General features: G+C 47.2%; 9 protein-coding genes. 4 read left to right on the forward strand and 5 right to left on the reverse strand.

From position 1 onward, the window contains the following. Positions 1 to 18: 18 nt before the first annotated feature. The 4 genes from C7475_RS14300 to C7475_RS14315 all read right to left on the reverse strand — a co-directional run bounded on the left by C7475_RS14300 (position 19) and on the right by C7475_RS14315 (position 5,537). On the reverse strand, positions 19 to 2,661 hold the full coding sequence (locus C7475_RS14300) for a glycoside hydrolase family 2 protein (protein WP_110053998.1): 2,643 nt from the start codon (positions 2,659 to 2,661) through the stop codon (positions 19 to 21). A gap of 123 nt (positions 2,662 to 2,784) precedes the next feature. Then, positions 2,785 to 3,774, reverse strand: a complete 990-nt coding sequence (locus tag C7475_RS14305) for a helix-turn-helix transcriptional regulator (RefSeq protein ID WP_110053999.1) — start codon at positions 3,772 to 3,774, stop codon at positions 2,785 to 2,787. Between the two features lie 11 nt (positions 3,775 to 3,785). Continuing rightward, positions 3,786 to 4,922 (reverse strand): FecR family protein, encoded by a 1,137-nt coding sequence (locus C7475_RS14310; protein WP_110054000.1) that lies wholly within the window; start codon positions 4,920 to 4,922, stop codon positions 3,786 to 3,788. A gap of 66 nt (positions 4,923 to 4,988) precedes the next feature. Then, positions 4,989 to 5,537 (reverse strand): RNA polymerase sigma factor, encoded by a 549-nt coding sequence (locus tag C7475_RS14315; protein ID WP_110054001.1) that lies wholly within the window; start codon positions 5,535 to 5,537, stop codon positions 4,989 to 4,991. A gap of 147 nt (positions 5,538 to 5,684) precedes the next feature. On the opposite strand from C7475_RS14315, the gene C7475_RS14320 reads away from it, so the two are divergent. From C7475_RS14320 to C7475_RS14330, 3 genes are all read left to right on the forward strand, one after another. Then, positions 5,685 to 8,729 carry a SusC/RagA family TonB-linked outer membrane protein gene (locus tag C7475_RS14320; RefSeq protein ID WP_110054002.1) on the forward strand — a complete coding sequence of 1,015 codons (3,045 nt, stop codon included), beginning with the start codon at positions 5,685 to 5,687 and terminating at the stop codon, positions 8,727 to 8,729. A gap of 9 nt (positions 8,730 to 8,738) precedes the next feature. Then, a complete protein-coding gene (locus C7475_RS14325) occupies positions 8,739 to 10,097 on the forward strand; it encodes a RagB/SusD family nutrient uptake outer membrane protein (protein ID WP_233259855.1) in 1,359 nt (452 codons plus the stop codon). 82 nt (positions 10,098 to 10,179) lie between these two features. Further along, positions 10,180 to 10,524: a hypothetical protein gene (locus tag C7475_RS14330; RefSeq protein ID WP_146217551.1), complete on the forward strand. Its 345-nt coding sequence runs from the start codon at positions 10,180 to 10,182 to the stop codon at positions 10,522 to 10,524. Here C7475_RS14330 and C7475_RS14335 read toward each other — a convergent pair. Beyond that, the gene (locus tag C7475_RS14335; protein ID WP_110054005.1) at positions 10,518 to 12,749 is read right to left on the reverse strand and encodes a S9 family peptidase; all 2,232 of its coding nucleotides are present in this window, start codon (positions 12,747 to 12,749) and stop codon (positions 10,518 to 10,520) included. The genes C7475_RS14330 and C7475_RS14335 overlap by 7 nt on opposite strands. 118 nt (positions 12,750 to 12,867) lie before the next feature. Between C7475_RS14335 and C7475_RS14340 the strand changes: the two genes are divergently transcribed. Next, positions 12,868 to 14,331 (forward strand): hypothetical protein, encoded by a 1,464-nt coding sequence (locus C7475_RS14340; protein ID WP_146217552.1) that lies wholly within the window; start codon positions 12,868 to 12,870, stop codon positions 14,329 to 14,331. The last annotated feature ends 169 nt before the right edge of the window (positions 14,332 to 14,500 follow it).

The raw sequence follows: 14,500 nt of genomic DNA on the forward strand, positions 1-14,500 counted from the left end.
CGCTGGTTTGATGGTGTTTTATTTCCAGGTTTTTTCGCCTTTTTTCATTTTTTCAAGGGTGTATTTGAACCCGGCATCCTCGGGCTGCATTTCAGTTGCTTTCTGTTCCCATTCTACCGCTTCTTTTTGTTTTCCTAATTTGTGTAAAAGGTTGGCATATGTATCAAATTTGCCGGCATTTGGTTCTTTCTCTATGCTGTATTTACTCCAGGTTAATGCTTCTTTCAAAGAATTGGTATCTGATATATTTTCAAATACTGCCCATGCAAAATTATTTAACATGTCACTCGATATTCCTGATTCGTATTTTCCTACAAGGATAGTTGCAACTGGAACAAAATTGATCCAATCTTGCTGATTGGCAAGGTGAATAGCTTTCGCATTCAATAATATTTCTTCTCCAAGGGAGCCATATTTTGATATAATATTTTTTTCCAATTCAATCCAGTTTGGTTTTGAATTGACATCAGCGACATGAGATCTAATTTCACTATTGAATATTATTGACTTGATTTTGGCTTTCATGTTATTGTCACCGATTAACTGACCGAACTTTTGCTGGTTTTTTAACATGATATCGAAGCCAGGGTCTTTTGTAACCCTTGTGAAACGATTGATAAAAGTCAGATTCCTGAATGTTAATGGATCAGACATGCTATTAATATAACTAGCACTTAATTCCGGAATGCTCTTCTTATCGTTTAATCGTGCGGCCATCAACGTCAATTCTCTAACAAATTCGGGGTCTTTTTTACCGTTATGGAATTCCTGTAGTAATGAGGCATACTGCAGATCGGGGTTGGCGGTGTCTGCTACTTTGGCTTGAAATACACCGGGAGTTGCCGCATAACTTTCGGCTTGTGCCAATATCTGGCTATGGATTTTCCTAAGATCTTCAGCAGATATTTTGATCACTTCACGGTCATAAGTCATCATGCCGTTTTCCTCTGTCTCTACGTCAAACGGTTCGGTATAGATAGAACCTGATAATCCCCTTTCTTCTAAGGATTTTAGGCTCTTTACCATCGAATCATATTTCGATTTGAAGGCACTTGTAGGCACCTGGATGTATCCCCATCCTTCGGTGTCATTCCATTGATGTCTTAATGTAGGTACTCTAACACCTCCCCACTCGCCAAGTACACGTGCCTTGCCGGGTAATGAAAGAGGTGCATCAGGGCCTGGGTATTTATGGATATCAGTGAGGTCACTGCTTATCCATTTTTGCGAAGAATCATGAGGAGCGCCGCGATCATAATTTTCGCCTGTGTGACCATTGGTTAAACGTGATGGGTCTGTTTGCTTCATCCATTCTGTCAGACGTTTCTGATCATAACGTCCCCAGCCTTCATTGAATAATACCCACATTACGATGCTGGGGTAGTTGTAAAGTTGTGCAATATTTTCTTTGTTCTCTTTTTCAAATTCATTTCGTGCTTCCGTTTTGTTACTTGGGCAGGTTACCATATCCTGCCAAACCAGCATACCAGCCTTGTCAGCATGATAATACCATCTTGCTGGTTCCAGTTTGACATGTTTGCGAATGGTATTGTAGCCCATATTTCTGATAGCCATGATATCAAATGCCAACGCCTCATCTGTAGGGGCGGTATACAATCCTTCCGGCCAGAAACCCTGATCTAGTACGCCCAGGTGGTAGGTGTATTTGTTATTGAGAAAAAGGCGTTCAATTCCCTTTTCATCTTTTTTTACAGCTATTTTACGCATACCGAAATAGCTGCCGATAGTGTCGATTACTTTGCCTTTATAAAGCAGTTTTACATTCAGGTTATATAAATACGGTTCATCTGGGCTCCACAGCCGCGCGTTAGGCACCGGCAGCAGTAATTGAACATTCGGCTTGCCTTTTATCTTTTTTCCATTGGAGGCGACAGCTTCTATGGAGTAGTCACCTTCTTTACCGGCAGTGAGCACCTCCAGCTTCAGTTGGCCTTTGTCTATATCCGGAGTAATGCGAATATTGTTGATATAAGCAGCAGGGACAGTTTCCATCCATACCGTTTGCCAGATACCACTACTGGCAGTATACATGATATTGCCAGGATTCAGTACCTGCTTGCCATGTGGATTAATGCCCTGGTCTGTAGGGTCAAACACAGCTACTTCCAGGTCATTATTGCCGTCTTTTAAAGCATCAGTAATATCGAAAGAGAAGTTCTGATAACCGCCGGTATGTCCGCCGATCTCTTTGCCATTGATGTATACAGTAGCTTGCCAGTCCACCGCGCCGAAATGCAGTAACACGCGTTTGTCGCCGGTAATATCCGGCTTCGTAATAGTGCGCTTATACCATAAGCGTTGTGTTGGCTGCAAAGCTTTCTTTACGCCTGATAATGCGGACTCTAGTGGAAATGGCACCAGGATCTGTCCGTCGAATTGTGTAGGTCTGGCAGCGTCTTTGGGCGTTATGGCATATTCCCATAAGCCATTCAGATTTTGCCAGTCGTTACGCACCATTTGTGGCCGCGGATACTCCGGCAATACATTTTGCGGATTTACTTTTGAGGCCCACCTTGTTTGAATATCGACAGGTTGCATCTGCCAGGAATTGTTTGGGGTGGTTGGCGCCTGTGCATAGATCGGTTTATACGATGCACATAACAATGCAATGACAGCCATTGCTAGTTTCATTCTCTTCATGGTTGGTTTTTAAGCTAGTAAATGCCCACGGGCATCAAACTGTCAATTGTTCGCAAGCCGTAGGAATATAGAGTAACTCAGAACCTGAATTTGTAACACGGAGAGAATGTTAATACAGAAGTGCTATTTTTTCACTTTGAACTCATAGTAGGCTTCCACGTGCTTAACCAGCTCAGCCGGTGTTTTATAACCAACGGCGTCAGCTATAACTGGTATTGACACATTCTTTTTATGCAGCAATTTGTAAGTCGCTATCATTTTTATCATATGCGTGAAATCTTCAATGGTGATAGCATAATGTTGCAAAAAGCCCTTTGATAGTTCAGCGGCAGGCAACTTGAACATCCTGGAAAGCTTGGCTAGCGAGCAGTTCATATGAGGATGCTCGATGATGAACCGGAACAACTGTTTGTATGTTTCCCGGTGTTCAAGGCTGCTGAACAGGAAAGGTTCGTGTGCATGCGCTTCTCTTTGCGCATAGTTCAGCAGCAAGTCAAGGATGCAGCGATAAATGAAGATATGCGCTTTCCTGCCGGTATAATGACACGTAAGGATCTGCTGGACCAGCAGGTCGCAAACCGCACTGATAGGATGAGGATGATCATTAAGTGCACAACTTACGGGAGGTATGGTACGGGAAAGTAGATCGCGCAATGGGGGATACTTCTTCATGAGTTTGGGAAAGAACTCGGGCCTAATGTTAATATGCACAGACAGGACTTTCGTGTTATCCTCCATAGGAACAGGATGTAACCCCGGGAGGAGACTGAACATGTTACATTCTCGTTCCTCGAGCAGATAAGGAGGCTTTTCACCACCCGTTATCATCAGGCTGTCTTCATACATGAAATGCAGTGTCCAGATATGATATGGGGTGTAGGGCAAAAGCACTATTTTGTCCTTCGCGAAAATATCATGCATCCAGAGAGAGAAGGGGCCAGCACCGATGTGCTGGGACAAGATCTCACATTCTTCATCCTCTCTGAAATATAAGCCAGCATGCGGTATAATAAGTTTCAGGTATTCCGGCGGCAGGCAGTTGGCAGGAATATAGGACTGTTTGTCCTTTTCGATCAGCAGCAATTTATTTGCTTTAAATAATGTGGATCGCATAGCAAAGGTGTTTACGGTCGGTATAACAAATGCAAAACACTGTCCCCGTGTTCAAATTGATAATCTATATTGTTGAGTGTCTTTAAACGTACTAAGAACTGTTCGAGTGGCGCGTCCTTTTCTAATCTGGAGGAATAGGTCCTGTCTGCAGTAGCCCTTGAATCCATAACGACCCTTATGCGATAAGTGCGGGCAATAATATCGCCGATCTCGGATATGGGCGTGTGCTCGAATACATAATAACCGTTCTTCCAGGAGAGCACCTTGTTTGCATCAAAGGCTTCGGCTATGGGTCTTGTGCCTGACTGGTAGTGTACTGAATGTCCGGGTTGTAACAAAAGATCGCCATCATTGGTCAACATCTTGACAGCGCCCGATTCCAAAGCCACTTTTACGTGACCACTGTCATAGGTGTTTACATTGAATGTGGTGCCGAGTACCTGTACCGTGCTTTTGGGCAAATGCACCCGGAAAGGTTTCCGCTCATTTTTTGCTACACCAAACCAGGCCTCCCCGTTTAAGGTCACCTCCCGCTTATCGCCGAATGCAAGCGGCATCTGCAGCATGGTAGCTGCATTGAGCATCACTTCTGTACCGTCCGGTAAACGGACCGCATAGTCTTTACCGGGTGGCACAATTAAAGTCGCTAGTTGAGAACTGTTACTACGGCCGGACCAGGATAATGTCCCTCCTTCTTCCCGGAAAATGATCCCATCGGCTTCCTGCTGCTGCCCGCTGCCCAGGTGGAGCAATTGTCCACCGGGCAGCTGCAGTGCAACAGATTTGAGGGCGAACGATGGGATAGGCGCCGGCGATATTGTTTGGAACGCCGGCATCAGTAATTTATAGACCAGGGAACATACCAGCAATGATGCGGCTGTACCCAGTATTGTTCTTGTTAATATTTTACGCCGTTTGCGCTTCCCGGCTATTGCCAGGATCTGTTGCAAGGGCAACGTGTCCTGGAGGCCTGCACGAACGGATTGCATATAACTGCCCGTCAGTTGCCGGTGCATGCGCTGCCAGATGGCGTATGCTTCCGGTTCCTGCTCCAGGAGGTTTTTGAGGGTGATACTGTCTTCAGGAGAAATAGTCCCCGTGATGTGTTCCAGTACCAGTTGTTCTATGTATTCGGGATCTACCGGCATCGTCCTATAAAAATGTCATTCACTATATAGTAGTCGCCGGATGCAAAAAAGTACTGGGTGAGCAGGTTAATTTTTTTGAAGCTGTTGACGGAGGGTCTTCAGCGCTTGCTGGACATGGTTCTTCGCTGTCTGCACTTTGATGTTCATAGCAGCCGCGATCTCTTTCAATGGCTTTTTCTCAATATATGACAGCATAAACGCTTTCCTGCTGGTTGGGCTGATCATGGTCATGGCGGCATTGAGCCTGTTGCCCAATTCTTTGGTCTCTAACGGAGAAGTACCGGTAATGGTCGCACTCAGCGAGGCATATACCTGCTGCCGGCTATTGCGGTTGGCTTTTTTTCTGAGCATGTCCGCACAACGTTGGTTGACTGCACCTGTCAGATATGCTTTCAGGGTAGTATGGACCTGAATGGACGTGCGATGGTTCCAGAACCAGATCAGCACTTCCTGGGCCACATCTTTGGCCTCATCTTCCGCTTGTAGTATGGAATAAGCCCTGGAAAACAGCAGATCGAGGTAACGCTTGTACAGCACCCCAAAAGCAGCTTCACTCCCCTGTTGGATAAATAGCAATAGTTGGTCTTCTGAATAATTTGTGGTCAATGGATTCATGGTAAAGACTCTATTTACTTCATGCGTAAATGTATCATTTTTGAAACCGCGACCAGTTAATAGGTTGTTAACGGGCTAAAAATTATCTGCATGAGTACTTTTTGTTATTGAATACTACTTATATGATATAGCCACAATTACCTTTTTATGGGCATTGCCAAATATGCCAGATGCTATACACTCCTCCTGTTATTGTGTACCTGTTGTTTGTTCCAGGCAACAGGGCAATCCTATACCCGTACGAAGGTCACTATCAAGGGCAAACAGCTCTCTTTGAAATACATCTTTTCCAAAATAGAAGAACAGACCGGCTATTACTTCAGTTATAACCCGGAGCGGGTAGATGTACAGCGCAAATACGATGTTCAGTTTAGAAATGCTGCATTGCCGGAGGTGCTTGGTGCGGTGTTTAAAGGCAATTATGCCTGGGTCTTCGATAACGGGTCTATTAATGTCTGGAAGATTGCGCCGGTGGCTATACCTGCATTACCCCCTGTTATTCCCGATACGCCCAAACTGATCATGGGAAAGGCCCTGGACGAAAAGGTCGTTATCGGATATGGCATGACTACCCGGCGCTTTAATACAGGGAACGTTACCCCCGTTAAAGGCGACTTTATTGCCGGACAGTCAGGTACCAACCTCCTGATGGCCCTGCAGGGACGGGTGCCTGGTATGCTGATCACACAAACGGGCGGGGTACCAGGTATGGCCATGAAAGTGCAGATCCGGGGACAAAACAGCCTGGTGAACGGTACGCAACCGCTGTTCATCATCAACGGAATTCCCTATAATCCGGTGCTGACCGGCGGTCTTGGCTCCCAGATATGGGGCGAGAAAGCATCTGCTTTTAATTTCATCAACCCCGAAGATGTAGAAAGCATAGACGTGCTGAAAGATGCCGACGCTACTGCTATTTACGGTTCGCGTGGCGCTAATGGCGTTGTACTTATATCAACCCGCCGCGGACAGCCAGGCAGGACACAGGTGAAGATCAATGTGAACCGGGGCTTCGGAAAAACATCCCGCAAAGTAAAGCTGCTGAATACCCAACAATACATTGAAATGCGCCGGGAGGCGTTCAGGAATGACGGCATTACGCCTACAGAAAGGAATGCGCCTGATCTCCTGAAGTGGGACACTACCCGTTATACCGACTGGCAACAGGAGCTGACTGGTGGTACGGCCAGCATTACGAATACACAGGCATCGGTATCCGGAGGTAATGATAATTTCCAATATCTGCTGAGTGGTCATTACCGACGGGAAACAATGGTCTTTCCTGGTAATTTCGGGGATAGTCGTGGTGGCCTTTATTTCAATACCAGCGGCACATCGGCCGATCGTCGTTTCACCGCTACCTTTACCGGTAGTTTCCTGGCAGATAAAACATCTTTGCCTGGCCTGGATTTCACCAGCCAGATCATGCTGCCGCCCAATGCGCCGCCTGCCTACCTGGAAGACGGCAGCCTGAATCATTCCTGGGTCAATCCCTACATTGCCCTGACAGGGCCGCTGTTCGATGCCAAAGTAAAGAATGTACTCGCGAACACTTTATTGCAATACCGCCTGTTACCAGGGCTCACGTTAAAAACCACCCTGGGGTATAACTGGCTGACGGGCAGGGCACAGACCATCATTCCTCTGGCTATTTATCCACCAGCCCTGCGGGCTGGGAAAACGGGCTCGTTACAAAATCACTCTTATGAGGCGATTTCCCGCATTATTGAGCCGCAGTTGACCCTTATACGTCACTTTGGAGGATTGAGGCTGGAAACGGTCGCAGGGGGCACTTATCAGGGCTATAACGAGACCCGTGAGAGCATCAACGCGGATGGTTTCAAAGACGATCTCCTGATCCGGAACATTCGTTATGCTGATACCATATATGGGAAAACGGAAGGCGCTTCCTACCGCTATGTAGCTTTGTTTGCCAGAACAGGCCTGAACTGGAAAGACCGGTACCTGCTGAACCTGAGTATCCGCCGCGACGGCAGCAGCCGCTTCGGTCCGCGGAAACAGTTTGCCATCTTCGCTGCTGCAGGCGCAGGATGGATCTTCACTGAAGAACCTTTCTTCTCCTCCTGGCGGGACGTACTCAGTTTCGGTAAGCTGCGCGCGAGTTACGGCACCACGGGCAATGACCAGATAGGCGATTATCAATACCTGGACCAGTACAACAACGTGACCGGCACTTACCAGGGAGTAATCGGCCTGACACCTGCCCGCTTGTTCAACGCCGACTTTGCCTGGGAACTGACCCAAAAGTCCGAAGCCGGCCTGGAACTGGGTTTCCTGAAAGACAAAGTATTGCTGTCCGCCAGCTATTTCATTTATCGCTCTTCCAATCAGCTGGTCCCTTATCCTTTGCCGGACATCACGGGAGCAAGCAGCATCATTGGTAACCTGCCTGCAGTGATCCGGAACGCCGGGTGGGAGTTTGTACTGTCTACCCAATATCTCCGGCAGAAAAATTTTGAATGGGCTTCATCTTTCAATATCTCTTTTGGCCGCAATAAACTGGTCAATTATCCAGATCCGACCATCCCTATGGCTGTCCCTGATAAGTTTGTGGAAGGCCAGCCTTTATCGCAGTTGTATGTGGCCACGGCTATGGGCGTAGACCCTGCAACGGGTTCCTACCTCTTTGCTGATGCGCAACAACACCCGGTACCCGCGGAAAGAGCGGCTGAAAGCAGGTCGGTGAACAGCGTACCTGTCTTCTTCGGCGGCTGGCAGAATAATGTGCGCATAGGGCAGTTCCAGGTGGAAGTGCTATTGCAGTTCGCCAAACAGCAGGGGCTCAATACGACCTTTGACCCCAACTATATGCCGGGATTTCAGCAAAACCAGTATGCAGTAGTATTATCAAGATGGCAGCGGCCAGGCGACGTTACCGACCGACAGCGTTATACACAGAATGGCACTTTAAGGGAAGGATACAAGAAGGCCATGAAAAGTGACCTGGGATATGAAGACGCTTCTTTCATCCGTTGCCGTTACGTGGAGGGAGCGTGGCTCTTGCCCAAGAAAATGCAGCGCAAACTACATCTGCAGGATGGGAGGATCTATGTACAGGCACAGAACCTTTTCACATTAACTGGCTACAAAGGGTTGGACCCTGAAACACAGTCGCGAACAGCTATCCCGCCCCTGAGAGTGATATCTGCCGGACTAAAATTATCGCTTTAAGTTATGAGAATGCGATACACGATATCATTGTTTTTCGTACTGCTGTTATGCGGTGGCTGCCGTAAACTGCTGGACGCAGGTGAGCCGGTGGATACTCAACCTTCGAGTTTTGTCTATCAGTCCAATATCAGCGCTGCTGCCGTGCTGACAGGCCTGTTCTACGATATGAGCAACGAGGGCGCCTGGATGGGCGGGCAAGGGCTTTCTTATCTGTGTGGTCTCTCTGCAGATGAATTCCTGCTGCAACAGGAAAATGAGCTGTCCCTCTCTATGTACAAGAACCAGGTGATACCAGATAATGTACCGCTATGGCGATTACTGTATAACTATATTTACCGGGCTAATGCGGCCATTGAAGGACTAACAGCTGCCACTAAACTTACGCCGGCTATCAGGCAGCAACTAACAGGGGAAGCAAGATTCGTCAGGGCCTTCTGTTATTTCTACCTGGTGAACCTGTTTGGGGAAGTACCGCTGGTAACAAGTACAGACTACAAAGTAAATGCGACCATGCGCCGTACTGCTGTTGATCAGGTGTATGAAAGGATCGTTCAGGACTTGCAGGAGGCAACCTTGCTATTGCGTACAGAGTATTTACAGGCAGATCTGATTGCTGTAACGAAGGAGCGTGTGCGACCTAATAAATGGGCTGCGATGGCATTGCTGGCCAGGGTACATTTATACCGGAATAACTGGCAGGACGCCATCGCTGCTGCTACGGCCGTGATTGACAATAAAGCGATTTATGATACGGTTCCGCTGACAAAGGTCTTTCTGAAAGACAGCAAGGAGGCCATCTGGCAGCTGCAAACAGTGAATGCCACTATCACTGCAGATGCTTTGCTGTTTATCCAACAGCGCCCGGTTTTTGCCAGCGCTTCGCTCGTGCAGGCTTTTGAAAATAACGACGGCCGCAAACAGTTTTGGCTGGTTGGTGACAATGGATCCTATCCTCACAAATACAAGGAGACCGATGGCAATCAGCCGGCAAGGGAATACCTGATGGTGCTACGGTTGGCAGAGCAGTACCTGATCAGGGCCGAAGCCAGGCTGCGGTCAGGCGATCAAACAGGCGCATTTGAAGACCTGACGGTGATACGGTTACGTGCAGGTTTGCCCCGTTCCGCACTTAACGACAACCAGCCTTTGATGAAAGCTATACAACATGAACGGCAGGTAGAACTATTCTCCGAGTGGGGACATCGTTGGTTAGACCTTAAACGCACGGACCAGGTGAACGCGGTGATGCATACAGTTACCGCCGCTAAAGGCGGCCAGTGGAAGCCTTACCAGGAGTGGTACCCTATCCCAAGAAGTGAAATGCTGTTGAACGAGAACCTTACGCAAAACAAGGGATACGAGGATTAAACAGGGTATCCAAACTTCTTTTTTGTGATCCTAATTCTTTTCCATTTTAGTTATCCTACATTTAGCTCAAACACTTTTTGTTATGAAAAAGGCCAGGATTATTTTAACAATGATCGCCTTGTCTGCAATTTTGGTGGGGATAATGTCTTTCAGGACAAGTAAACGCAGGGGACTCAGTAACCTCTTTTATCCGACTACGGGAGATTTCTTCCAGAATGGCGCTTCCAGGAATCTTACTTATGCGGGATTAGCGCCTTATCGTACTTTCCGTACAGATATTTTTGAGTTTCCTACTCATCCCAACTATGCATTGTACACTGGTACGACCCAGTCTACCACTACTATTGGCGGGGCTTTTTATTTTATTACGGTAGTTACCGGGGCGGCATGGCCTACCTGGGCTATCTATGATGACAACGGTCAGTGATCCTTCATCCAGTCCGGGGCCGGTTGGCCCTTCAGGTAATGATCAAAGAATTGCTGTTGCCGGATGGTAAAATCCAGTTGTTCCGGTGTCCGGAATAACTGGTGTCCTTCATTTCTGTACTGGATCAGCCACACGGGCCGTTGCAGCCGTCTTAAAGCGGTGAATAGCTCGATGCTTTGTGCAAAGGGTACGGCATTGTCATTGTCGTTGTGCATCAGCAGCAGTGGCGTGTGTACGCTGTTTGCCCTGATAACGGGGGAGTTTTTAAGATATCGCAAAGGTCTGTCCCAGGGTGTAACGCCCATATTATTTTGTCCTTGTTCATACAACTGCTGCATAGCAGTACCTGTGATCTTCCTGATAGCCCCATATCCGCTGAAGAAGTTAACCGGCCCGGCACTGGATTGCGCGGCGGCAAACAGATCGCTGTGAGTGATGAGATAGTTGGTGATATATCCACCGAAACTATGCCCCTGCAATCCCATTTTCTGTTGGTCTATCCACGAAAATGAGGACAGGTGTTTCGCTGCTCTTAACACTGCCCTGGCAGCACTTTTACCGGTACGGCCTTTTTTCGTGCGGATCTCCGGAATACATACAATGTAACCATTGCTGACATAAGCAGCCACATTCAAACTGCCATCACTCAGGGCTGGCGGCAGGTACCGGTGCAGGTAATCCTTACTGCGTTCATAGTAATGAAAGATAACAGGATACTTTTTCTGCGGATCGAAATTTTCGGGTTTATACAAAAGTCCCTCTTTCAGCAATTCCACCTTCATCCAATTGTAAGCTGCCTGCGGCTGAAAATTAGTAACAGGGGTCAAGGAGCCAAAATCATCTGTCAGTAACAGGTTCGGCGCGGCTGTACCCTGCATGCGCTGCAAAAGGTAAACAGTGGTATCTAGTGCTTTGATAGGTTTATACTGATCCAGCGGATACTGGGGCACGTAATAGAGGCAGCTATCCATCGTTGCGGGTACTAAACGCCCGTTGATCCATCTCCAGAAACCATTTTCTTTTGTCCTGGTATTAAATGCCGTAAATACGCCGGGAAAGAGCAAGCGGAAGATGGTATGCTGCCGTTTCCCATGTGTCAGGTTGACGGGTGATTTCTTTGATGTGGGATCTACCTCCCATATATCGTAGGTGGTGTGGATATAAACGGTGCTGTCTCCATTCGCCCATTGTGCAATATTGATCCCTTTCAGCAGATCGTACTTGCGGCCCGTGGCTATTTCATAACAGCGGATGTAACCGGATGAAGGATCGTACCAGGTTATGTACTTTTCCCCTGGCGATATTGCCGGTTGCACGAGTAGTTTGTATTTATTGGTTGCGATCGTTTTCGTTTCGCCAGTATGTGTGTCGACAAGGTAAAGTGTTGAAATGATAGTTTTGTTCCAGTAATATTCGGGGTAGTTAAGGCTCTTCTGGGTGATGATATATCTTCCGCCATCCTGATAAGCGATCTGTGTGCCTTGTGCATTAATGGGCAACACCTGGTCATCTTCCAGCCGGATTGCAATAGTAGTAGGAACAGGAGGCGGCTTTTGCAGATAGTTATCCTGGTAATGCCAAACCCTGATCTGCGACGGTGCGGGTAGTTTAGCAGGCATTAATCGGGTAATGATCCGCCTCCCATCTCTGGAGAACTGCAACGGGCCGGTACACCTGTCGCAGCGTATCCTGGTCGTGTCCATGCCTTGCTGATAGTACAATAATGTGTCGCCTTTGATGAATGCCAGTTGCTGTCCATCGAAGGCAATTTGATCAACATAGCTGTTGCAGATGGTTTTGCTATGACCTGTATGGAGATCTATCCAGCTAAGTGCATCAACCTTTTGTAAGATGAGCTGGTTGTCCACAACCGTATAAGTGCTCACCCCCGGCAGGTACATGATGCTATCTGATGAGAAAATAGCCAGGGTATCTCCCGGTAGCTGAAAGAGGAAACGTTGACCCGTAAAAGCAGGATTGAAGCCTCGTGGAAATTCCCGGTACAAGCTGGTGTCGACCGTGCGCAATACCAATATTTCTCCCGTAGCGGGAGCGCCATATTGATACCAAAGATACCGTCCATCGTTACGGATGCCGTAATCAGGAGACAGCCTCGTCCAGGTACGATAAGTATCATTCGTAATAGCCGGCTTCTGTGACCATGCCTGGGCAAAACAGTAGCAACAAAGAAGGAGAGCGGGTATGATGCTTTTCGCGGTTAACACTTGCCTGTTTTAAATCGTACATAAATTAAGATTTAACTACTAACTTTAATCGCGTTTAAAAATATTCCCGGTCTCCAAACTGACCTATTAGCCCGGCCGTTTAAATTTCCCGCATATTATGAGAATGCATTTCAAGAGATACGTATACCTGGCGATGTTCACCATGCTGCTGCAGTTCGTTGTGTTCAAATATTTTTATCCGTTCCCCAACTTCATGCAGGATTCTTACAATTACCTGCGCAGTGCTTACACGAATGCAGATGCTAATCTGTGGCCGGTAGGTTATGCGAAACTGATCCGCTTTGTTGGGTTCTTCACTCATTGGGACACTGCGCTGATCTTTGTGCAATTCTGCTTTTATCATATCTGCGCGCTGTATTTCTTTTCCACTATCCTTGAACTGACGACGATAGGGAAGTGGCCCCGGATAATCATTTTTGCTTTCCTGTTCCTCAACCCGGGCGTTCTGTACCTGAGCAATTATGTGACCAGCGACGTTTATTTTATCGGCATCAGCCTGGTATGGATCTCCCAGTTGTTTAAGCTGGTGTATCAGCCTTCAAAATGGTTATTGGCAGTTCACCTGCTGGTATTGTTACTGGCTTATACGGTAAGGTATCATGCGCTGATCTACCCGGTGATTAGTATTACCGTGATCGTGTTTTGCCCTTTCTCTGTTCGTGTTAAGGTAATGAGCGGGTTGATCATGGCAGGTATGATCGGGGGATTTATGTTGTACACTACCAGCCAATCCGAAAAGGTCATGGGCACACGGCAGTTTTCGGCCTTCAGCGGATGGCAGATGGCCAATAATGCCGTGCATGCGTATGCACATATGCCGGATCGGCCTACCCTGGATGTACCTGATCAATTTGCAGCCGTACACCATAAGGTAACTGCCTATCTTGATTCCCTGCGGCATATTCCGATGTCCCAACGTCCTGATGGCCCTTTAATGGCTTTTTATCTATGGGACGCGACATCTCCGTTGCAACCTTCGCCCGGTGCAGTGAATATAGCAGATAATTCCACGCATCTCCGCCAGATGGCAGCTGTATCGCCACTGTATAATGACTATGGTAAGTATCTGATCAGCCAACATCCGGTAGCCTATTTCAAATATTTCCTGCTGCCCAATTTTTTCCAGTACGCATATCCACCGGTAGAGAACCTGGGCGTGTATAATGATGGCCGTGATACAGTATGGCCTGTTGCACAGACCTGGTTCCACTATTCTTCTAACAAGATCTACACTGTTTCTGATACACGTGAGCTGGTCTTGTTCCAGTATTATCCTGCGTTAATGACCTTCATTATCCTGCTGTTCATCTCCGGATGGATAGCGTATTACCGGGTGTCCGGTCCTTCATTTGCGGACATGCGGTTCCGAAGCGCACTGAGGATCGGCACTTTTTACTGGATCGTACATTATGGGTTCAGCGTGTTAGCGTCACCGGTGGTGTTACGATATCAGCTATTTAATATGATCTTGGGGGTTGTGTTTGGAGTGTTGTTATGGGAATTGGTTATTAAAACAAGTTTGAAAAAGACCTTTGATCCGGTTCAGCATGTCTCGTCCTGATATAGGTATTCCTATAAAAGGTTACTTTAAAGAATATTAGTCCTGAAAGGGGGGACAAGCATACCTTTTCTTCGCTTATATACCGCTTAGATACCGCTCATCTTACGTTAATCCTACGTTCATGAACGTAGGATTAACGTAAGATGAGCGGTATCTAAGCGGTATATAA

Origin of the sequence: Chitinophaga sp. S165, from assembly GCF_003182155.1 — a bacterium.
GTDB lineage: Bacteria > Bacteroidota > Bacteroidia > Chitinophagales > Chitinophagaceae > Chitinophaga.